Consider the following 22863-nt stretch of genomic DNA (forward strand, 5'->3'; position numbering starts at 1 on the left):
CCGTCTATCCTCTTGACCAGCCATGACAGTTTGTGTTCGACTCTGGCTACTACTGTTGCTGATTAACAGCCCCTTGCTGGCGCAGCCCTTTAGGGCCCGTAACCTGAGTCTCCAGCAGGGCTTGCCCGAATACTATGCGTCCGGCATTGTGCAGGACAAGGAAGGCTTTATCTGGGTAGCGACCCTCGATGGGCTGGCCCGCTACGATGGCCGTCAGTTCAAGGTATTTCGCCATCGACTCACCGGCACACCCTCGCTGGCCAGCAACGTGATTCTTTCCATGGAGCCCGTTTCGGATTCGACCCTGCTTCTTTACCTGGAGAACCGTACCTTCCAACTGTTTAATCCTATTACTGAACAATTTAGTGACTTACTAACGGATGACCAGTTAGCGCGTCATCAGGTGAACATGGTGAAGGTGATCCTGACCCCGGATGAAAAAACGGTCTGGGGGCGCTTCCGTACCCAACTGACACGGTTTGATCGACAGACGGGTCGGTTCACTGCCTTCCCCTTTCCCCCGTTCCCCGATGCGGGCCTGTTTCCGGGAAATTCCCTGCTGCTGGCCAAAGACCATCAGCTGTTTGCACCGGCTCCCGGACGACTCCTGCAGTTCGACACCCAAACGGGTACGTTTCATTCGTGGGCGCATTCCCTCATCGGCTTATCCGGTACGATCGACACGTATTATGGGACGCCCCTGATCCAGCGGTCTAACGGGGAGATTCTCATCGGCGCGGCCCGGCAGCTGCTTCGCTTCGATCCGAAAACGCACCGGTTCGTATCCATTCCCATTCCATCGGCTGTCGATACCCAGACCGGGCTTATCTACGAAGCCCCGGATGGCCAGGTCTATTTTACCTATGGTATGACTGTGTACCAGCTATCAGCGAACAATCAGGTAACCGCCATCTGGACGGCTCCCCGCCTGGATTACCAGAATTATTTTCATGCGCTGCTGCTGGATCGCTCCGGCGTGCTATGGATCGGCACCAACGGGGATGGCATGTATCAGATCGATCAGCGGGCATTGCCTATTAAAACCTATCCCTACCGGATTAATTTTTTTGTAGATGTGCTCGAATCCGAATTGGGGTTGGCCGTTCCCTCCTGGGCCCAAACCGATCAGCAGCTTTATCAACTCCGCATCGCCGGAACGGCACCTTATTTAACGATCGGGATCGAAGGGCGGTATGAATTATTACGGGGTGATCAAGCCAACCATCGATTCCGGTCGTTACTTACACTGCCCAGGAAGACCCAGCTCGGGGACTATGATGGGGGAAATGCCCTTCGCCAGGAGCCCGATGGCACCCTTTGGCTGTTCGATCCGCACCAGGGACTCTTGAAAGCAGACTCGGCCGGGCGGCTCCTGGCCGTATTTGCCTGCCCAACCCCGATTAACCGGGTCAGCTCGATTCAACCCCTTGGCCAGTACGTCTGGATTGGCTCCCAGGTAAGCGGGCTCTATGCCTATGACCTTCAAACGCGCCGGATTGTTCGCCACCTGAGCTACCAACCCGATCAGGCGAAGACTCTGCTCTCGAACCCGGTGAACTGTCTGGCCGCTGATCCGGTGAACCCGGCCATTCTCTGGGTCGGTACCCACGAAGGCCTTTGCCGCCTGGATACCCGGACGATGCGCGGCCAGAACTGGACCGACGAGCAGGGCCTGCCCAGCGCGACGATCAATACGCTGCTGACCGATCGGCAGGGGAATCTGTGGTTTAGCACAGGAAGAGGCATCAGTCGGCTAAATCTCCGTACCTACCGGCTGCGCCATTTCTCTACCTATGATGGCCTGCTGGACATCGAATATCGACCCAATCAGGCCCTGCGCTTACCCGATGGACGGATGGCGTTTGGGGGCGCTACGGGGGTCAGCGTGTTTGACCCCCTGGCCCTCACCGACGTGGTCGAGCCCATCCCGACAGTGCTGACGGGTTTGCGGCTGGCTAACCTACCCATTGAGCCCGGCAAAATCGGCTCACCCCTGCGGCTGCCCCTCAATGCCACTCCTGCCCTGCGGCTCCAGTTCAACCAGAACTTTTTGAGCCTGGAGTATGCGGGTCTTCAGTATAACAAGCCCGCTAGCCTGCAGTATCGCTACCAGCTCACGGGGGTCGATGCCCACTGGGTCTACGCGGGTAACCAGACTGTAGCTAACTACACCCAACTCGACCCCGGTGACTACGAATTTCGGGTCAACACGGCCAATGCCAGTGGCCGCTGGAGCCCAATTATTAAAACCCTGCGGATCATCATTGCTCCCCCCTGGTGGCAGACCTGGTGGGCGTATGGTCTGTACGGGTTGGTGGTACTGGTGCTGGTACGGGCCTATATACAATACCGGATCAACCAAGCGCAGCTTCGCCAGGATATGGCCCTTCAGGAGCAACAGGCCCGCCTGATCAAAGAGAACGCCGACTGGCAGACGCGATTCTTTACCAACATCACCCACGAATTCAGAACACCCCTGACACTGATCATCAATCCGTTGGAGCGGATGATGGAAACGGCAGCTCCCTCGCTGCAGCAGCCCTACGGGGTAATGCACCGCAATGCCCGCCGGCTGTTACGCTTAATTAACCAACTCCTGGATATGGCCAAACTCGAAGCGGGTCAGTTGGGAATGGTGCTTACGCGGGGGAATCTGGCCCGTTTTTTTTCGGATCTGGTGGATTCGTTTCGCCTGCGCGCCGAGCGCAAGGGTGTCCAGTTACGCTACGAGCCCGCCGATATGCCCACCGATTCGCTCTTCGACGCCCATAAACTGGAAACCATTGGCTACAACCTGCTGGATAATGCCCTCAAGTTTACCCCCGCCGGTGGCCACATCCGGATGCTTCTTCATCCCGTTGAGTCGGCATCTGAACGCTCGTTCCAGTTACAGGTCATCGATTCGGGCGGGGGTATTCCCGACGAGCAGTTACCACGAATTTTCGAGAGGTTTTATCAGGGGCGTCAGGCCGGGGGGAACGCGGGTACAGGAACGGGCATTGGTCTGTTCCTGATCGCCGAATTTACCCGGCTGCTGGGGGGGCATGTGCAGGTGGAGAGTCAGGAAGGTCAGGGCACTACGTTCACCGTTACCCTGCCGCTCCAAAAAGCAACCGACACCCTGGCGGTTCTGGATGCGCCCACGGAGTGGCTACGTCCTGCGAGCACGGAGTTGGCAGCGGAAGCCATTGCCGGAACGGAATCGGCTGATACGGCCCAAACCGCACCAGCGCCCGCAACGGCTCCGATGGTGCTGGTGGTGGAGGATAATGACGAACTGCGGGAATTTATGGCCGGTGAGCTGGCCCGGACCTACCGGGTACTGACGGCCCCGAACGGGCAGGAAGGCTGGCAGATTTGTTTAGCCGAGCTACCGGACCTGGTCATTTCGGACGTGATGATGCCGCTGATGGATGGCTTTACGCTGGTGGAACGGATTAAGACGACGCCCCTGACGGCCCACATCGCTGTGATGCTGCTGACGGCTAAAACCATGACCGAATCCCGCATTCAGGGGCTTACGGCCGGGGCCAATGATTACCTGACCAAGCCCTTCCATGGGCAGGAACTACACTTACGCATTGCCAACCTGCTGCGTCACCAGCAGCAGCTACGCCAGCACTGGCAGCAGCAGACAGGCCCGTTGCCAAGTCCGACATCACCGGTAGCCAGGCCCAACATCGACGACCCCTTTCTGGCCAAGTTCTACCAGATACTGGATCGGGAGCTGGCCAATTCGGCCTTTTCGGTTGATTTGTTAGCCGATGAACTTGCCGTCAGCTACCGGACCCTGCATCGGAAACTCAGCGCCCTGACGGGAACTTCTGCTAATGAACTGATTCGTATCCACCGGTTACAGCAGGCGGCCCGCTTGTTGCAGGATGGCTATTCGATTTCAGAAACCGCCGAAAAAGCGGGCTTCGAAGGATTATCTTACTTCGCCAAAATGTTTAAGGCCCACTTTGGGATGACGCCCACGGCGTTTGTGCTCGCTCAGGGTCCCCACTAACAGTTCCTGTTTTCGTATAATTTATTCTTCATTCAGTACTGCCAATCTGCTCTTTGCGCCTACTAAAACGCGCTGATCGAGCAGATTGGCAGTTTTCTGCTATCGATTGGCAGATTTGTGCTACCTGCCAGGGGGAGTCAGGGTCTAGTTTTGCCCAGCAGTTCGGGATGACCGACGCGCTTCGAGGAACAGCTTGAGGGGCCATAAAGCGTACCCTTGTGGAAGCGCAAAACTATCCTCCCACACGCATCCATACTAAAGCGGGCTTAGCCATTCATCTGTACTTAAACTTTCTCCATTCATTTAACCCATACAATTATGTTTTTAGAAACTCGTAAAATGACGCGCAAACAATTTATTGGCCGCTCACTGCTGGGATTTGGCAGCGCCTTTATCTTGCCCAGTATGCTGCAAAGCTGCATGAAAGACCATGACCTCCCGAACCCAGTGGGTGGTGGCAATCATCCTCCGCTTTTAACCTATACGGTGGATTGGAATGACGACGCGAAAACGATGGTCGCCAGTGCGATCGAAATGGTACCCGTAGCCGGTGATCTGCTGGGCGGATTGGTAGAAATTTTATGGCCCAGTACTCAGGAAGACGTATGGGGTGAAATCAAATCCCAGGTGGAAGCCTTAGTCAACCAACAAATCGCTGCTGCTGTCTATACGCAGGTTTCCGAAGATCTGCAAGGCTTGAGCAACTCGCTAACTATTTATCAGAATGAACTAAAAGAGGGTACTACAGGTGAAATTCTAAACCAATGGATGATCACCAAAAATTTGTTTGTTGCTGCGCTCCCCCATTTTCAATCACAAGGCAACCAGGTGCCGCTGCTACCCTTATTTGGGCAGTTTGTCAACCTGTATCTGGGGATATTACGGGATGGGGTAGCCAATGGTCTAAGCTGGGGTAGGACCGCTGCCGATCACCAGCAGGATATTACCGACTTGAAAAATGCAATCACTACTTCTGTCAACTATACCACGACCACGTATAATAACGGACGAAGTGCCTTGTTGCAAAAAACGAAGGCAGATTCCCATCACATCGAGCCGTTTAAAACGGTTAACATCTATGACCGCCAGATGAGTCAAACGGTACTTGTCTTTATGGATATGTGGCCTTATTTTGATGTGGACAAATACCCCAATGGGACGAAAGTGGTCTACTCACGCGAAATTTACAGTGACCCCTATGGCACCGCCGATGACAGCGGCCCTATCGTTCTCCCGTCAGCTCCAACGCAGTCTCCATCTAATATAACCGTATGGGGGTGGGATCGAATCGATGCGGTTCAGGTAACCTACCCAGCTGGTGGCGGGCCGGGTGGGGTTACCACAACGCCCCGCATGGGCGATCAAAATGGGGGCTCGAATCAGCCTCCTTATGGCGGCTCATTTAATTTAAGTCCTCAATCGATCGCAGCGGGCAGAGTTACCTACGGCAGCATTGTCAATTCGATGCAATTTATATATGGTGACCAAACATCGACACCGATGATGGGCGGAAACGCTGGTTGGGGAAGTAACGATACGGGTTGGGTAGGGTACTCTGATACGTTTTTGTCGAGTGTTCACATTAATGGGGTAAGTAGTTACTATGGCAGCGCCGACTTAGTGGTGTTTGGGTTTCAATACTGGACCACGCCAAACTCACAGTTGAACGCGATTCAAACAATGTATGTCACAAGCCCCAAAGAACGCTCGGTGACTGATTTTGCCAAAGAATTTCCGAACCTGAGTATTACAGATAACCTGATCACCGATACCTTAAAAAAGGAACGCAGTGATTACTGGGCAAAGCTTAAAGCGCGCGCAGAAGCCCTTAAATAGCCGACACCCGCCTGGCCAAAAGGCGGCTTGATCAAGAGCCCGGGTAGGGTATCCGGGCTCTCTTTCATAAGGTGTCGGCAGCTGATCACAGGGAATCGCCTGTATGATAAACTAGGTCCAATGGCTGGCTAATGCGCAGCTTTAGTGAGGGAAAGGACGGCCAATCCGGGCCGGGCCACTCCAGGCCGGGCCACTCCACATTCATTGAAGCTGTTGCTGGCTCCGCATTTAACTAAACCAGACGCGGATACCATCCACCAAATCCTTTATTCGTGCGAACTAGCAACGCAGTGCGTTTTTATCTCCACCGTCATCCGCTAGAGACCCGCTTTCAGTTTGAAGAAGACCACTCATTTTTTTAAGTAAGCTCCACCATGAAAACAATAGTGACGAAACGTATCGGTCAACTCCTCCTTTTAAGTACACTTCTGGGAGCGACCATCAGCTGTATGGACAAAGACCATCAGGTACTTACTGGACCGCCATCTAAGGGCACGCTCCTGGATATGGGGGAGATGCCCGTGCCGGTCAAGGGCCATGCCGAATTTACCCAAAACGAATTTCAAACGGCTGCTTACTCCGACAATTTTGTGGTTGTGGCCACCTCCAACGGGTTGTGGCGATGCAATTTGCTCACCAAAGAGTGGTCCAGAAGTGGATTTGCGGGCCGCAAGGTCTCCTGTATTTACAAGCACCCTACCCTAAAAAACAAGTTCTTTGCCGGGGTGATCCCCGCCGAACAATCCTCGGAGAAATCCTTATTTATCTCCGAGGACGGTGGGCAAAGTTGGACGGCGGCCACCACACCCATTCACGATGATGGGGAGAATAGGTATGAAACGTACGTCAGTATAGCCGTACGCCCTTCGCATCCCGATCAGGTTTATGCCAATCTGGAAGGGGGGGCTATGATCGCCGTATCGACCGATGGGGGCCAAAGCTGGCAACGCATGAATTATGAGCCCCATTCCAATTTTGGTTATCAAAGTAATATAGTTTTCCTGCCCGACAATCCTGACCAGCTCTTCCAGGGTAGCGAAAACCCCTTCGATGACGCCTGGCTGGGCCGCTACACCATCGACCCGACCGATCCGGTGAAACTGACCCAGTTTACTAAAGTGGTGGATATGAGTGTGTTTGGCAATCGACGTCCGGTGGAGTTGCAGACAACGGTGTATACCGGCAACAGCATCTATGTAGGGCAGGAAGGAGCGCTGGCCAAAGTGACCGGCACGACCACTCAGTTTATCTTTAAAGCCGAAGAAAACAAGCCCGCCCTTCCCTATGCCTATATCTATGGCATCTGGATTGATCCAAAAGATACGCGGCACCTGCTGTTCGGTGGGGCCGTCAATGGGGATCAAACGGCCTTAAGCTTATTTGAAACCCTTGACGAAGGCATAACCATCCGGCAGCTAAACGATATACCCAGTTTAGCCAGTGCCCAGGTGGTCAAGATCGTGACTACGGATACGGATCCAGCCATCGTGCTGTATGATACGGCCACGAAAAAAATTCGGCTATTCCTCTACAAGTCCACCTAAAAGATCCTTTGGTCATCCCGTAGTCAACCTCATGGCCCCGCTCCTGGGGATGCCAACAGAACTGTCTAGCGTAGCGGCCTTTTGTGTGGTAAGCAGTGAATCCCGGCTTTTTTTATCAACGTATGGTCCCTACCGTTTGCCGTTCGTCTGAGCGGATCACCACCCAGGATGCGCTCTGGGGCCTGGTGCTGCTGGGCCTATTGATGGCGCAGGCGTTTGGTCAGCCCGCTATTCCGCAACCGGGTCATGGTTTACCCCTAAACCATCATCACCCCGAGTTGCCGGCTCAGTTTATTCTGCACCTGCTGGTGAGTGGTCAGTTCGAGCGGCTGGGTAGCTTTTTGTTCGGCCTGGGGTTTTATCAGGGCTGGGGGCAAATTAGACTAGCCAGGCTAAACGCTGGGCACATTGCCCGGCATCTCTTGCTGATGATGCTGGGGATCGGCCTTGGCCTGAGTCTACTGCTGGGATCGGTTGATCTGCTCTGTAAGTATGCGCTGCTGGGATTGACGCTGCTGTACTTTATGAACCAGTCGGTGGCCAGCCTGCTCAAGTGGCTGGTAGGCTTGATTGGGCTGGTCATCCTGGTACCGGGCAGTGTAGCCCTCCTTGATCCCGGCGGGATGACGCCCCACACCATGCTTAGCGGGCCCTCTTTCAAAGACTGGCTGCTGGCTAGTCACTCGGTGAGCCGGGGTTTTGCCGCCACGATCTCCTACGAGTTGATGCTGCTGGGGGGGCTGCTGGTGGGTAAGCTGGGGTTGTTGTCACCCAATACCCAATTGCGGGTGCGCTTGTCGCTTTTACAAATAGGGGTATTACCACTGGCTTTTCTTTGCAAAGGGGCGTGGGTGGCCCTATCCCTTGGTCTGGTGGCTTTACCCGGGCGCCTTTTGGGCTACCAACCCTTACTGCTGAGCCTGTGTGGCTTTTGGGGTGCTTTGCTGTTGACCGTAGTTTATCTGCTGGAGCTTGGGGTAAATAGCCGATGGGGGTCTCAAAGATGGGTGAGTTGGCCTGCCCGGATTGGCCAGCTGAGCCTGACGAATTACCTCATCCAGTCGATTCTCTATCCGCTTCTGCTGTACGGCTATGGGCAAGCCGACTCAGGCTTGCCACCCGTATGGGGCAGGGCCATTCTAGTGATGGGCATTTACGGCTTTCAGCTGGGATTCAGCTGGCTGTGGACGAAGCGCTACCGGCTGGGTCCACTCGAATGGCTTTTTCGCCAGTGGCTTCGACGCTAAATAGGGGGTGAAGTAGTGATTAGCTCTAGGCTTTAGCCATCTACGTTCACAGGGGTGTTATAAACTGGTGGAGGCTTCGGTTCGTAACGTATCACTTGAGCGATTCGCGAATTAAATGCGAAGCTAATAAGGAGTAATGTCTGGGTTGGACCGATGAGAAGTCAATAAATTATCAGACAATCGGTGATAATTCGACGTTGGCAGCAAAGTTGTCCGATTTGTGCTAGTAAACTGGCCGATTTTTGCTAGCCGTGCCTGGGGGCCACCCTCTACTTTTGTCTCGCAGTCGGGGATCTAACTAGCCAGCTTTATACGCCAATTTTTAGCTCCTTATCACCTTGTACAAATTCAGTCTCATTATTTAACGTACGTAACCCCATGAACGGGCTTCTCCATGCCAAATCATGCTTATTCCGACCGTTTGAAGGTCTCAACTACTCGGTCTTCCTACTTCTGCTGGGAGTAATCACCCTGTCGGCCTGTAGCGACCATCAGCTACCGCCACCCCTTCTCGGTCAGGAGCAATCCCCCACCGATACCCATAAACGCATCGCCCTGCTGGCCATGATGGCTGATATCAACTACGATCTGGTAGCCGCATCCGAAGCGGAACTCCAACAGAACACCCTCAAGATCAATCAGCTCCTGCAAACCAACGCCGATGCCCAAGCCTTTCTGGGCACCGACTGGCAGGTGGTATGGGGACCCGCCCTTTCCAACAGCAAACGAAAATCCGCCACGAGTCCGGTCGACAGCTTTGTCACTGACAACGCGATGTATGTGGCCCGGGGCACCGACCTGGCTACGGGTAAACCCCTGTATGTGGTGGCCATTGCGGGTACCAATGCGGTCTCCAGAAACGGTGCCCTCTTCCAGGATTTGAACGTCGTCGAAGAAAAGGACTGGCCCACGCTGGGCGGTGGTAAAATCAGCGCGGGCAGCCTTCTGGGTTTTAACAACCTGAATGCGATGCGCGATGCCAACAGCGGACAAACCCTACTGGAGTTTCTGGCTACACTCAGCAAAGCCGGTCCTGGCCAGGTAGCCTTCACGGGCCATAGTCTGGGCGGAGCCCTCGCCCCCCTAATGGCCCTCAAAGCCATTGAGTGGCAGCAGCAGACGGGCTCTACTAGCTTGACTGTCAGCGCCTATCCGATTGCCGGTCCCACCCCGGGCGATGGGGTGTTTGCCGGGTATGCCGCCAGAAAATTTGGCGATGCCTACCACTCGGTCATCAACACCCATGATATTGTGCCCCATGCCTGGCAGAAAGATCAGTTCGCCCAGATTCCCTCACTTTACAAACAGGCGCCCCCGTTTAATCCGGGGGGGGCGAAGGGGTTTAGCTTACCGTCTACGGATCAGCTGGCCTATGATGCCCTGAAGCTGAGTATCGATAAAAAAACTTACCAGCGCATTGCCCCAGAGCGGGAGTTTGTCTTTTCCGGTACACCGAATGTGTACCCCGATGGGTCGGGTAGTTATTTCCAGGAAGCCAAGTATCAGCATACCATCGCCTACTATAAGGAGGCCTTTGGCTTTCCCCAACCCATTATTGATGCCCTGGCTCATTAAAGCTACCTAAAAAAGCGTGTTTAGATAAAATTTGTAAAACCAACTGAAATCCGTTAAACATGAATACCATCATGAACCAATCAATTATCTATCCTCATACGGAGGAAGCTGTCGCAGATAGTAAAACAACAACCAAGGACATTATTTCGGTAGCTGAAGCATCCTTTCCGACCCCGCCGTATGAGCGAAATCGAAACGCACCCGTTCTTCTTTCGTTGGCACCAGCCCACTCCTTCGAGGAGCAACTGGACACTGACAGGAAACTGGTTCAGTTCGTTTTGTCGGAGGCTGAAGCCGCCTTTGTCAGTCCGGTTCGCCATTTTTTCAATCCGGGAGGCCAGCAGCTACAGTATAATCAGAATTAAAATCCGTAAGCAGGCCAGTCAGCACGCTAGGCTCAGTCTTAACCCGATGGCCTCTTGGCTTGGGGCGGGTGGTTCGTCCGGTGGAAACCACCGGACGATGCTGCAGAGATAGGATAGTGGGATGACCTATCGTGACGATTAAATTTTGCATTTCCATTTTTTCATCCAGTTAACTCATAAGCATCATGATTTCAGCAGGCATTTAGGCTATTATGGGTTTAGGTGGTCAGGAGATGATCTTTATCTTCCTGGCCCTGGTCCTGTTGTTCGGGGTGAAAAAAATCCCCTAGCTGGCCTGGGCCTGGGAAACGGCATCAAAGAGTTCAAAGACGCCACCAAAGACGTTCGGGGAGATATCGAAAGTGGTCTAAAAGATATCGAGAGGAACTAATCGTGTTTGTTCATAGGCAGTTCATCCGCGAACTGACCGATGGGCTGGCTGTAGTAAACTGTCTTTCGGTAAGAGGGTAATACGAGGCTGTTCGTTAAGTGCAATTTTCACAAAAGACTCCAGGCTTGAGATGGCTGAATACATTTCTCAAGCAAACGAGGGTAACCGGTACGCCATGGTCCGCACCGGTCCGGTCGACCCGGCGGCATTCTGGAGCGAGCCGACCGGGAATTACCCGGGCTCGCGACTGGTCAGCTGGCGCTGTGCGTACCGATGCCGTACTTTTCCGCAAATAAACTCAAAATTGTATGATCCGGTCATGATAAAGCCGCTAATAAAGCCGATATTATATAGTAGCGCCTTCCTTTTTTTAGGACTTTCCTTAGGGTGTAAAAAGCAAAACTCAGTTGATCCTGCTTTACCTGATTCTTCTGCACCTATTCAACTTTGGCCCGTTGGTAAAATGCCCGACAGCACAGGCCTACGGGGCCCAATTAAAATCAGTTCGACGGGGGACATAACCAATGTAGCCGTGCCCTACCTGATTCCTCACGTGCCGGCGCAGCCGAATGGCCGCGTACTGTTGGTGATCGCGGGCGGTGGCTATACGCATATTGAATCCGGGAATGAGAGCGGGGCGGCAGCGGACTGGTTAAGTAATCAGGGCTTCACCGCTTTTGAACTGATCTACCGATTACCTTCCGAAAATTGGGGTACAAAGCTTGTAGCTTTTCAGGATGGACAACGGGCAGTGCGACTCATTAAAAGCTTAGCGAGTCAGTATCATTACGATGCCACGAAGCTTGGCATTATGGGTTTCTCGGCTGGCGGTCATTTGGCGGGTATGCTGGCTACCGTACCTCAGCGAATGTTTTACAAGCCGGTTGATGGGCGGGATAGCTTAGGGACTGACGTACAATTTGCTGCCCTTCTGTATCCCATTGTTACCATGCTTCCGCCCTATAATAACACGTCTTCGAAGAAGGTCCTATTCGGAACCGGCGATGATTTGACCGCTGAACAACAATACTCTGTGCAGTTGCTGGTTAGCCCGCAAACGCCCCCCATGTTTTTAGCTCAGGCCAAAGATGATACGACTTCATCGGTACAAAACAGCGAGATGTTGTATCAAGCTTTACTAACCAAGGGAGTGACCACTTCCCAACTTCATCTATTCGATACGGGTGGTCATGGATGGGGGTTAGGGAAAGCAGGAACGCCGGAAACGGTATGGCCCTCGTTATTCCAGAATTGGGCTACGCAAAACGGGTATTGGTAGAAGAGTGGCCGCCTGCGCGGTACCAACACCCTGGGTAGTTTTATTGGTCTTCAAAAACGATGGTAATCAATGCGCCACCCACTCCCCATGTCGATAGTCGTTAAAAAAGCTACCTCATGAAAACGTATCGCTCCAGGCTGGTTGGCTCCCACGGTAGCGGGTCTGTGGTCTTCCAATGGTTGCTCCTGTTGAGTTTAGGGGTACTCATTCAAGGGTGGTTAACGCGCTACCGCCTGCATCAGCAGCCCCATAAAACGATTGGGTTTACGAAAGAATCTCTACCATCGAACCGATATAATCCAGTAGGTAGCAGAGTACCCTATTTTAGGAAATAACCAGTATATCTACTCGTGTAGCGTGCTATACCTACCAAAGCAACGTCTCGTTTACCGCCTGAATCATGTATACAACTGCTCGTTTAGTGAGGATTGCCAAAACGGTTTCGGTAGGGGCCATCGGTCTCCTCGGATTCTTCATCGTACTGGGTAACACCACCGATTATTATACGAATTATCGCTTCGTCGAGCATGTGCTAAAAATGGATACCACCTTTCCGGCCAGTCAGATTCAGTATCGTCATATTGACAATCCACTGCTGTATCACGTGGGCTACGTAGTGATCATTGGGCTGGAGACAGTGATGAGTGTTTGCTGCCTGCGTGGATGCTGGTTACTGGCAAAACACGTAAACAGCGATTCCATTACGTTTCAGGCAGCCAAGAACTGGGCCGTGGCGGGCATTATCATTGGTATTTTGATTTGGTTTTTGGGCTTTGAGGTCGTTGGCGGGGAATGGTTTGCCATGTGGCAAAGTGCAAGCTGGAATGGCTTAAGCAGTGCTGAACGGATTGTGAGTTTTCTGATGTTAACCCTTATTTTATTGCAATACCGGGATGAGTGACCGTTGGGTTCGTTACTCCCTGTGCATAACGGGGGATTAAGTAGTCGATTGAATCAGTATCATCCTTTACCTAAACCTTACACTGACACCTTTCCCCGTAATTGACAACCTGAAAATACCCTTATGCTGCTTAAGCCCGACCTTCGACTCAGCCGCGTCATCCGAATTACCTGGAAAGTGGATCTGTGGATGATTGCCCTCTGTACGGGGGCCTATCTGCTGGAAACCTATCTGCTCCGGGGGAATGTTCGCATTCCCAATAACATCCCCGCCCTGCTGGCCACTACGCTGGCATTTTTCATTGGCTTCAACAATAACCAGGCTTACAGCCGCTGGTGGGAAGCCCGCACCATCTGGGGAGCCTTGGTCAACGACGCCCGCTCCTGGACCCGCGCGCTGCTGGCCTATACCCAGCCACCCGATGTGGTAAAAACTGTCCAGGACCATCCCAATGAGCTGGCCATCCGGTTAGTCCGTCGGAATCTAAGTTTCGTGTATGCCCTCAAAAGAAGCTTACGAGGCACCGATAATAGGGATTACCAGACCTATCTGGAGCCAGCTGATCTGAGCACCCTCAGCCGCTACACCAACATTCCGGCGGCTCTACTCGATTTACAGGCGCAGGATCTTCAGCAGCTCCGGCAAACCGGTCAGGTGGATGGGTTCACGTTCATGGCCCTCAACGAGTTGCTGGTTCGCTTCAGCGACAGCATGGGCCGCTGTGAGCGGATCAAGAACACGCTATTCCCCGTTACGTATCTCTACTTTACCCGGGTGTTCATCTGGCTGATGATCGTTATCCTGACCATCGACATTGCCGAAGATGCCGGTATGTGGTCCATTGTGCTGGGCTGGCTGATTGGATTTGTCTTTCACGTGACACATCTGAACGGGCTGAACCTGGTGAATCCTTTCGATGGCAATCCGGCCAGCGTGCCCCTGGATTCGATTGTGCGTACGATCGAAATCAACGTGTTGCAAACGCTTAATGCGTCTGAGGTTCCTAAGCCCATCGTAGCGGTGGATGGCGAGTATATTTTATAGCCGTCTCGTCCTGATTTTAGTCGGACGTTTTTCTGAACGATAGCTAGCAAGGAGAGAAGGGCTGGAAACGGCCTTTTTGGTGTTCAATAAACCCGTTCATTTTAATCGTTCACACTGCCTTGGCGTCATTGATACGCAAGTCCATGAAGCAACTAAATAAAAATACTCAACACGGTCCGCCAAGAATCCGGCGTGTCATTAGCTTCAAATAAGGCCAACCATACTTGACGCTGTTCTTGGGTCAGTACATGGGGGAAACTTTCGGGCTTACTGCCTTCAATGACCTTAAAAGGCATCAAAACGTTCTTATCTGCCAGCGCCCAGTTGACATACGTGCGGACGTCTTTCATTCCTTTTTTCAATCGTTTCCGGCCGGATTGCTTGTCATAATAAATAAGTTGGTGGCCACGAAAGCTTCAGGGGCATCTGGTCGAAATTGCCGTCCACAGAAACATATATATACAGCGGGCAAGTCTCGCTTTTTTGATGTAGTCATCCTTGCTAATGCCCTTTTTACTGAAATTCGGCGTGTTTCCCATTTGGAAATGAAAAAGCCCTTATATGGCGTTCATAAGGGCTTTTCACCTTGTTTCGTGGTCCCGACGGGAATCGAACCCATATCAAACGTTTAGGAAACGTCTATTCTATCCGTTGAACTACGGGACCATTTTTTAAAAATTCTTTGCCGACGCCAGACTTCAAATATAGTTCTCGTTTTCGAGCCTCAGCCCGCGTTGACACTTGTTCTGTATAAATAAGCTTCCAGGGTTTGTAAAATCTGGTCGATCTATTTTTGCCTGAGTTATGCTCCTGTACTCTACGGGCCAGGTTGTTTGTCATACCTATGTAGATGCGTCCGTCGACCTCACTTTGAATAGCGTAAACGACATAAACAGCCTCTGTCTCAATCGAACCCATATCTAAGGTTTAGGAAACGTCCCTGCCTGCCGGCAGGCAGGTATTCTATCCGTTGAACTACGGGGCCAAAAAGTAGAGACGCTAATGTTAGCGTCTCTACAGTACACGTGCAAAATTGTCGAAAATCTGTCAGCCTGCCAAACCATCGCCATATTCGGCTGATTCCGTGAGGGGTACGTGCAGCCAGTTCGGATAAATCTGGTAGTGTTTCTCCTTCACCAGATCGTACAGCAACTCGCGCAGTTCGCCTACGTTCTCACCCGTTTCGGCCGAAATGAAAGCGACGTAATCCGCTTTCTGAGCCAGATAGGTTTTCTTGAGAAAATCCAGCGCTGTTTTCCGGCGCACGGCTACCGGAATCAGTACTTCTTCGTGCGATTCGCTGGGATCGTCGTCTTCCTCGCTGGATTCGGATCGTTCGGTCCATTCATCTTTTGGAACAAACCGGTCCATCTTGTTGAACACCAGCACCATCGGCTTATCGGCCGCTTTGATATCGGCCAGGGTGTCATTGACGACTTCGATTTGCTCCTCGAAATTTGGGTGCGACACATCCACGACGTGTACCAGAATGTCGGCCTCGCGGACCTCATCGAGCGTCGATTTAAACGACTCGATCAGCATGGTAGGCAGTTTCCGGATAAAACCAACCGTATCGGTCAGCAGAAACGGAATGTTACCCAGCGTGACCTTCCGGACGGTCGAGTCGACGGTGGCGAACAGCTTGTTTTCGGCAAAAACGTCCGTCTTGGCCATTGTCCGCATCAGCGTCGATTTGCCGACGTTCGTGTAACCAACCAGGGCGACCCGAACCAGCCGATCCCGCTCTTTCCGGCGGGTCTGGCTCTGCCGGTCGATCTTGGCCAGCTTGTCTTTCAGAAAGGCAATCCGGTCTTTCACGATCCGACGGTCGGTTTCAAGCTCTTTCTCCCCTGGTCCACGCATCCCGACGCCCCCTTTCTGGCTGGTCAGGTGACTCCACATCCGGGTAAGCCGCGGATACATGTACTGGTACTGCGCCAGTTCGACCTGCACCCGTGACTGCGCCGTCTGCGCCCGCAACGAGAAAATGTTCAGGATGAGCAGGCTCCGGTCCAGCACTTTGATCTCATTGAATTCGGCTTCCAGGTTACGCACCTGAGCCGGAGTCAGATCGTCGTCGAAAATGATGGAATCGACGGGGTTGTCGAGAATAAACGTCCTGATTTCCTCCAGCTTGCCCTTACCTACGAAGGTGCGGGTATCGGGTCGGTCGAGTTTCTGGGTAAATGCTTTAACGGTTTTTACACCCGACGTTTCAGCCAGAAAGGCCAGTTCGTCCAGGTATTCTTTGGTCTGTTCGGCCGTTTGTTTCTGAGTAATCAGCGCGACCAGAACAGCGGTTTCGGGTTGTTTATGGGTATCGATCATATAATAAATGCTGAGGTCATATTAAGGTGTCATTCAGTAGTCATTGCTGGTCATTCGTAGTCATTGGTTGTTTCTGATGAAAGCGATAAATGACTATAAATAACTATCAATGACCACATAATGACATTTGTAAACAATACATGACAATTTAATAACGGGTCCTTCTGGGTAAAAGTTTCGGCGGAAAAATGGCTTAACCGCATGATTTCCACTACACCTGAACCGTTTTCCAGCGCCCCCGGCGAAACACGAAAATGGCGATGACGGCCAGTAAGGTTTCGCTGATGGCGACCGACCAGAACACCCCCGGCGGCCCCCAGTCGAGCAGGTGCGCCAGGATGTAAGCCAGCGGGATTTCAACCATCCAGAAGCAGACAATGTTAATAATTGTTGGGGTTCGGGTATCGCCTGCGCCGTTGAGCGACTGGCTCAACACCATGCCGTAGGCCATGAACAGGTAGCCGAGGCAAAATACCCGTAAACACTCTACCGCAATACCGACCACGCGCGGATTATCATCGAAAAGACCGACGATGTTAGCCGCTCCCAGGTAAAATCCGACACCGACGGCGGCCAGGAACAGCATGTTGCAGAAAGCTGCCCGCCAGGCGGAAGTTTCGGCGCGTTCGGGCTGCCCGGCTCCCAGGTTCTGGCCAACCAGCGTAGCAGCCGCGTTGGCCAGCCCCCACGAAGGCAGAATCGTGAACACGATGATCCGGATGGCGATGGTATAGCCGGCCACGATATCGCTCCCGTAGGTCGACAGAATCCGCGTCAGGAAGATCCAGCTGGCTGAACCGACCAGAAACTGACTCGTGCCACCAACGGCCAGACTCAGCAGATTCCGGATAATGCCGGGGCTGGGGCGAACATCGGACCGCTGCACCTGAATGGCTCCCGTCGGGCGGGTTAGAGCATACAACTGATACAATACACCCGTAGAGCGTCCCAGCGTCGTAGCAACGGCCGAACCCATCACCCCTAGTTCGGGAAAGGGCCCCAAGCCGAAAATGAACACCGGACACAGTATGATGTTGACACCGTTGGCCAGCCATAACGACCGCATCGCTACCGACGCATCGCCCGAACCGCGTAGACTCCCGCTGAGCGTATAAAGCAGGATGATGGCCGGCGAACTGGCGAAAATCATGCGGGTGAAGCCTACGCCGTTGGCAATCAGGTTTGCGTCGCCCCCCATAAGCCGCAGAATGTCTTCGGCAAATAGAAAGCCCGGAACGCCCATAACGACCGACAGAATGAGTGAAACCAGAATGACCTGCCCGACGGTAAAGCCCGCTTCCCGGTGGTTTTCTTCACCGACCCGACGCGATACCAGGGCCGTAGCCGCCGTGCTAAGACCTATGGCGATCGAATACACCAGGGTCAGGACCGACTCGGTCAGCCCGACGGTTGCGATGGCCTGCGTACCGATTTTGGCCACAAAAAAGACATCGACAACGGCAAACAGCGATTCCATCACCATTTCCAGAATCATCGGTACGGATAACAGAAAAATGGCCCGGTTGATACTGCCAGACGTAAAATTGGTTTCTGTACCGCGCAATGCGGCCAGGAATAACCGAATGAATTTACTCATTGGAATACATGAACTATGCCACAGCCCAATGGCTATTGACAGTGTGCGAATGAAGAATAAAAGAAAATGACTACCGGAGGGGCAGCGGGCACTTGAGGAAGAAAGGAAAAACCACGTGGGTTTTTAAGCGAGGAACTTCATCGGCTTTTTGGAACCGCCAGCGCGGCCAGATTTGAGACGGCAAACCTACGACTTTCTTTCGCACACTTCCAAATCCGTTTGAGTAAACGGTCAAATCAGCGTAAACTATCCCAGGGCCGATGGGTTACAATAGCTATGCATACACCACATCCTACGCTTCATGAACTGGCCACTTTCCTGCAGAACGAACTAAGCGTCGATCGCTATCCGGATCGCGAACAGGGGGGCATTTATCAGCTATCCGACCGACCTGTCCAGCGACTGGGGCTGGCACTCGACCCCTTTGCCGGCTTGCCTGAGTGGGCCGCCGAGACCCATATCGATGCACTCTGGCTGCATCGTCCCTGGCAACTGAACCTGGAGGAATGGCCCCGCGATATCGGTATTCTGTCGCATCATCTGCCCTTTGACGAAAGCCTGACGGTCGGTTTCAATGAACACCTGGCCCGGCAGCTCGGCGCCACGCCACCGCTTGAGCCACTGGGGTACAAGCAGGCAGCAGACGATAATGGTAAGTTGTTGCCGCAGCGGCCGCTGGGCATGTTGTTCGATGTACCTGGGCAGGAGTTCGACGACTTACTGGATACCCTGAAAACCCTGTTTGGGGGCTACGACCGGGCCGAGGCCGGATTTGGCACGGGAAGCTGGCAGGCCGATAGCCGTCGTATAGCCGCAGTGGGAGCTATGACCGATGCGCTTGTTCGGGAAGCGGTCGGGCGGGGTGCGCAGTTGTATCTGACAGGCGCGTATCGGAAACCCGCTCAGCCCGCCGTCGATCAAACCGGCATCGCTGTTGTCGCTGTCGGGCATCGTCGGGTGGAGGCCTGGGGAATGCGGGTACTGGCCGACCTGTTGCACGAACGATGGGGCATCGACTGCCTGATTCACGAATAGCGTTTGCCCGACTCAAGCCAGGGTGCGGGGGTCGTCGGCAATGCGGGTATTATCGTAGAACGTGTCCAGGAGGGCCATGTCTTCCTGGGTGATGGTGAAATCCAGTACATCGAAATTCTCCTGAATGCGTTCGCGATCGACGGATTTTGGAATCGTAACGACATCATGCTGTAACGACCACCGGACCAGCAGCTGAAATGTCGACTTCCCATATTTTTCGGCCAGCGCGATCAGGTTGGGGTCATTTCGTTTTTGTCCGCGTACTAACGGAGCATACCCCTGTACCCTGATCGTTTTCTGCTGACAATACCCAAGCACATCGGGTAGAAAGCAGTAAGGGCTAAACTCGATCTGGTTGATGGCAGGAACGATCTGTGCCTGAGTCAACAGCTCGTCGAGGTGGGCGGGGTAGTGGTTCGAAACGCCGATGGCCCGGGCCCGGCCATCAGCGTATATTTTTTCGAGTGCCCGCCAGGTTTCGTGCCGGTGTTGCTTCACCGGCCAGTGAATCAGGTATAAGTCCACGACATCGAGTCGCAGGCGTTCCAGGCTTCGGTTGAACGCCCGTAAGGTTCGCTGGTAGCCCTGATCGTCGTTCCAGACTTTAGTTGTTATAAAAATATCACTTCGTGAAATGCCGCTGGCCCGGATCGCATCGCCAACTTCGCGTTCGTTGCCGTAAGCCGCAGCGGTATCGATCAGCCGGCAACCCGCTTCGAGTGCCCACTCGACAGCCTGCTGCACGTCGCTGTTATGTTGTGGCGCATAGACCCCCAGCCCCAGTAAAGGCATGTCGACTCCATTATTAAGCGTAGTAGAAGGTATTGTCATTCCATGATATTGTTTCAATCTAAAAAAGTCTAAACCCCGGTAATATGTTTGAACGACAATTCATTTAGATGACAGAATTAAAAAGCATCAACTCCGACCATAGACGATGCATCTGATTTTCTCAAATAAAGTCTCGTATGATTTTAATGTATTTTTAATATATGTAGCTAGTTGATTTCGATCAATGGTTTAATAAAGTTTTGAAAATGCGAGAGTTATATTGAGCAACCATGCTGTTGATTTGACCTGTAAATAATTTTTTAATGAAATTTTAATTTCTTTAAATCTGGATTGTGGGCAAGACCGTATAGCTAATGTTTTTACTAACTTCAATGCTATGGCTATGCTTTACAAACAACGATTTCGTGCGATTGCCGGCTTACTGGCGGTTGCTTCGGGGCTGATACTCAACGCCTGTCAGGATCATCGCCTGCCACCCGATCCGGTTACGGTTCCCGATGCCATCGTGTATGCCCTCAACGACGCCAATCAACTGCTTCGATTCAGTGTCCGCACACCGGGCACCGTGACAACCACTCCCATTAGTATTTCGACAATAGCCCAGGGTGAACGCATCCTGTCGATCGATTTTCGGCCTGCTACCGGACAACTGTACGGCGTGAGCAACCAGAGCCGTTTGTTTGTAATCAATCCGACAACCGGAGCTGCCCGTGCTTTAACGACCGCTCCGTTTGCAACTCCTATTGCCGGAACCGTCGTTGGTCTGGATTTCAACCCAACCGTCGATCGGATTCGGCTGGTTACCAACACTGGTCAGGACCTGCGGCTAAATCCGGAAACGGGGGGCATTGCAGCTGTGGACGGTGCTATCAATGGCGTGCCCGGCGCGATGATTGCTGAAGTGGCCTATACCAACAACCGGGCGGGCGCTACCTCGACAACCCTGTACGACATCGATCCGGCCACCGACCGGCTATATATCCAGAATCCACCCAACAACGGTACTCTGACCGACGTCGGGCCCCTGGGACTGGATATTACCGGTGCCGCCGGGTTCGACATTTCGCCAACCGACAATACGCAGGGCTTGGTGGCTGTCACCTTCAATGGCGCTTCGGAACTGCAGCAGATCAACCTGTCGACAGGACGTTTGCAGAAACTGGGCAACCTACCAGGCAACATTATTGGGTTAGCTATCCCGACCGAACCCGTTGCTTACGCAGTCGATGCCAGCAATAACCTGTTTATTTTCAACCCGATGGCCGCTACACCAGCGACCACCGTTAAAACGCTGGCTGGCTTGCAGCCGGGCGAAACGCTGGTGGGCCTCGATACAAGACCTGTAAACGGTCAGCTTTACGCGCTGGGTAGCTATAGCCGACTTTATACCATTGCCGTTACCGCCACCAATAGCTGGAGCGCCGTTGCTGTAGGAAATCCAGGGGCGTTTACGCTGTCGGGAACGGATTTTGGCTTCGACTTCAACCCAACGGTCGACCTGATTCGCGTGGTTAGCAACACGGGCCAGAACCTTCGTCTGAATCCGGTTAGTGGCGCCTTGACAGCGACCGATGGAGCGCTGAACCCAGGAACGCCTGCCGTAACGGCCGCGGCCTACACAAACAACTTTGCCGGGGCAACGACGACTACTTTATACGATCTCGATGTCCGGCCGGGCAGTGCGTACCTGCTCGTGCAGAGTCCACCGAACAACGGCGTTTTAGCGACTGTAGGGGCCCTGAACGTGGATGCCGAAAGTGCCAATGGCTTCGATATCGGTGGAACCAGCGGCATGGCTTATGCACTGCTGCGCTCGGGTGGCATGACCAAAGTATACTCGATCAACCTGATGACTGGAGCCGCTACGGCGGGCGGTGCCATTCCGGGTAGCCCGATCGTGCGTGGCTTTACGCTGGGCTTAGGCTTCTAACCGAATTTTTTGTAACGAACATCGGCCCGGTTTGTCTCAAGCAAACCGGGCCGGTGTGTTTAGCGGCCCTACGACCCAATTTTGGTTATCTTTGGTAAACTCTTAAAGCGTCAGCCATGCTAGCGACATCAACCCAACCGGAAGCGTTACCCACTCACCTGCAAACCGTCGAAGAGTTCGAGCAGTGGGAACGTCAGCATATCTCCGAAGATAACTACGAGTTCATCCGGGGACACATCATTCCGAAACCGTCGATGAAGCAGGAGGAATATTTTATCGTAAAATTTCTTACGCGTTTGTTTATCACAACAGCTGCGTTCCAAAACGGTGATGAGCTGACACCCGAAATGGATTCGTATATAGATGGAATGCGTAGACGTCGGCCTGATCTGACATACTTCACGAGTGATCAAATTCGGGAAACCCGAGCGGGAATTCGACAGAAAACTCAATTTGCCATCGAAATCCTGTCCGACTCCGAATCGTATCTGGATGTGCTCGATAAGCTGGAGGATTACTTCGATGGGGGCGCACAGCTAGTTTGGTATATCGTTCCGAAGCGGCAGCGGATTATTGCCTATACCTCGCCCGAAACCCTGAAAATTTACAAAGACAGCGCTGTCATTACAGCCGCCCCGGTCGTGCCCGATATGCAGTTTCGGATATCGGAGATGTTTGAATAAGCAGTTGTCAGTAGATAGTTAGCCAGTGGTTAGAATCAGGGAGTGCCAATCGGTATGACCCCGCTGGGGTCACATGTTTGTCGAAAAGCGGATTGGCTATAAATATGTGACCCCAGCGGGGTCATACCAGACTAATCATTCGTCCTGATAATCGGGTTCTGTACGCGGTTTTTCGCTATCCATTCCATTCGGGTAAGCCGGTTCTCTGCCCCCTTTTCCATACCCTCCCCAAATAAAAAAAGCGCTGTGCAACAAACCGAATCACTTTCGGTGTCTATGCTTTCGACGGTCCGATGAGTAGTAAAAT

17 protein-coding genes, 1 tRNA gene and 1 pseudogene are annotated in these 22863 nt (G+C 52.9%); 13 read left to right on the forward strand and 6 right to left on the reverse strand.

The features are described from left to right. Window positions 1-22: 22 nt before the first annotated feature. From ACYVC2_RS17135 to ACYVC2_RS17180, 10 genes and pseudogenes are all read left to right on the forward strand, one after another. Window positions 23-4009, forward strand: coding sequence for a hybrid sensor histidine kinase/response regulator transcription factor (locus tag ACYVC2_RS17135; RefSeq protein ID WP_461103884.1), 3987 nt, complete (start codon window positions 23-25; stop codon window positions 4007-4009). A 318-nt stretch (window positions 4010-4327) separates the two neighbouring features. Next, complete coding sequence (locus tag ACYVC2_RS17140; protein ID WP_461103886.1) at window positions 4328-5845, forward strand: insecticidal delta-endotoxin Cry8Ea1 family protein; 1518 nt, start codon at window positions 4328-4330, stop codon at window positions 5843-5845. A 374-nt stretch (window positions 5846-6219) separates the two neighbouring features. Further along, window positions 6220-7389 carry a WD40/YVTN/BNR-like repeat-containing protein gene (locus ACYVC2_RS17145; protein ID WP_461103888.1) on the forward strand — a complete coding sequence of 390 codons (1170 nt, stop codon included), beginning with the start codon at window positions 6220-6222 and terminating at the stop codon, window positions 7387-7389. Window positions 7390-7511: 122 nt separating this feature from the next. Beyond that, window positions 7512-8636 carry a DUF418 domain-containing protein gene (locus tag ACYVC2_RS17150; protein ID WP_461103890.1) on the forward strand — a complete coding sequence of 375 codons (1125 nt, stop codon included), beginning with the start codon at window positions 7512-7514 and terminating at the stop codon, window positions 8634-8636. 378 nt (window positions 8637-9014) lie between these two features. Next, the gene (locus tag ACYVC2_RS17155; protein WP_461103892.1) at window positions 9015-10211 is read left to right on the forward strand and encodes a lipase family protein; all 1197 of its coding nucleotides are present in this window, start codon (window positions 9015-9017) and stop codon (window positions 10209-10211) included. A gap of 71 nt (window positions 10212-10282) precedes the next feature. Next, entirely contained in the window at window positions 10283-10576 is a 294-nt protein-coding gene (locus ACYVC2_RS17160) for a hypothetical protein (RefSeq protein ID WP_461103894.1), read from the forward strand. Between the two features lie 212 nt (window positions 10577-10788). Continuing rightward, window positions 10789-10967 (forward strand): annotated as a pseudogene (locus tag ACYVC2_RS17165) (Sec-independent protein translocase subunit TatA/TatB). 130 nt (window positions 10968-11097) lie between these two features. Then, window positions 11098-12246, forward strand: a complete 1149-nt coding sequence (locus tag ACYVC2_RS17170; protein WP_461103896.1) for an alpha/beta hydrolase — start codon at window positions 11098-11100, stop codon at window positions 12244-12246. A gap of 400 nt (window positions 12247-12646) precedes the next feature. Then, the gene (locus ACYVC2_RS17175) at window positions 12647-13147 is read left to right on the forward strand and encodes a DUF2165 family protein (protein ID WP_461103898.1); all 501 of its coding nucleotides are present in this window, start codon (window positions 12647-12649) and stop codon (window positions 13145-13147) included. Between the two features lie 123 nt (window positions 13148-13270). After that, window positions 13271-14191, forward strand: coding sequence for a bestrophin family protein (locus ACYVC2_RS17180; RefSeq protein WP_461103900.1), 921 nt, complete (start codon window positions 13271-13273; stop codon window positions 14189-14191). Window positions 14192-14343: 152 nt separating this feature from the next. Here ACYVC2_RS17180 and ACYVC2_RS17185 read toward each other — a convergent pair whose 3' ends face one another. The 5 genes from ACYVC2_RS17185 to ACYVC2_RS17205 form a co-directional block, all read right to left on the reverse strand. Then, the gene (locus tag ACYVC2_RS17185) at window positions 14344-14541 is read right to left on the reverse strand and encodes a hypothetical protein (protein WP_461103902.1); all 198 of its coding nucleotides are present in this window, start codon (window positions 14539-14541) and stop codon (window positions 14344-14346) included. A gap of 244 nt (window positions 14542-14785) precedes the next feature. Beyond that, window positions 14786-14857 (reverse strand) — tRNA-Arg (locus ACYVC2_RS17190). After that, window positions 14831-15109 (reverse strand): GIY-YIG nuclease family protein, encoded by a 279-nt coding sequence (locus ACYVC2_RS17195; RefSeq protein WP_461103904.1) that lies wholly within the window; start codon window positions 15107-15109, stop codon window positions 14831-14833. The genes ACYVC2_RS17190 and ACYVC2_RS17195 overlap by 27 nt, the downstream gene beginning before the upstream one ends. Window positions 15110-15238: 129 nt before the next feature. Beyond that, the gene (gene hflX / locus ACYVC2_RS17200) at window positions 15239-16519 is read right to left on the reverse strand and encodes a GTPase HflX (RefSeq protein ID WP_461103906.1); all 1281 of its coding nucleotides are present in this window, start codon (window positions 16517-16519) and stop codon (window positions 15239-15241) included. A 211-nt stretch (window positions 16520-16730) separates the two neighbouring features. Continuing rightward, window positions 16731-18116: an MATE family efflux transporter gene (locus ACYVC2_RS17205; RefSeq protein ID WP_461103908.1), complete on the reverse strand. Its 1386-nt coding sequence runs from the start codon at window positions 18114-18116 to the stop codon at window positions 16731-16733. Window positions 18117-18392: 276 nt separating this feature from the next. Here ACYVC2_RS17205 and ACYVC2_RS17210 point away from each other — a divergent pair, with 276 nt between their 5' ends. Continuing rightward, complete coding sequence (locus ACYVC2_RS17210) at window positions 18393-19151, forward strand: Nif3-like dinuclear metal center hexameric protein (RefSeq protein WP_461103910.1); 759 nt, start codon at window positions 18393-18395, stop codon at window positions 19149-19151. A gap of 12 nt (window positions 19152-19163) precedes the next feature. On the opposite strand, the gene ACYVC2_RS17215 is transcribed toward ACYVC2_RS17210, so the two are convergent. Next, window positions 19164-19982, reverse strand: coding sequence for an aldo/keto reductase (locus ACYVC2_RS17215; RefSeq protein WP_461103912.1), 819 nt, complete (start codon window positions 19980-19982; stop codon window positions 19164-19166). Window positions 19983-20319: 337 nt separating this feature from the next. On the opposite strand from ACYVC2_RS17215, the gene ACYVC2_RS17220 reads away from it, so the two are divergent. Together ACYVC2_RS17220 and ACYVC2_RS17225 are read left to right on the forward strand one after the other, a co-directional pair. Next, window positions 20320-21873, forward strand: a complete 1554-nt coding sequence (locus tag ACYVC2_RS17220; RefSeq protein ID WP_461103914.1) for a DUF4394 domain-containing protein — start codon at window positions 20320-20322, stop codon at window positions 21871-21873. Between the two features lie 116 nt (window positions 21874-21989). After that, window positions 21990-22556 (forward strand): Uma2 family endonuclease, encoded by a 567-nt coding sequence (locus ACYVC2_RS17225; protein WP_461103916.1) that lies wholly within the window; start codon window positions 21990-21992, stop codon window positions 22554-22556. Window positions 22557-22863 lie beyond the last annotated feature (307 nt).

The sequence above is a fragment of the Spirosoma koreense genome (assembly GCF_054777875.1).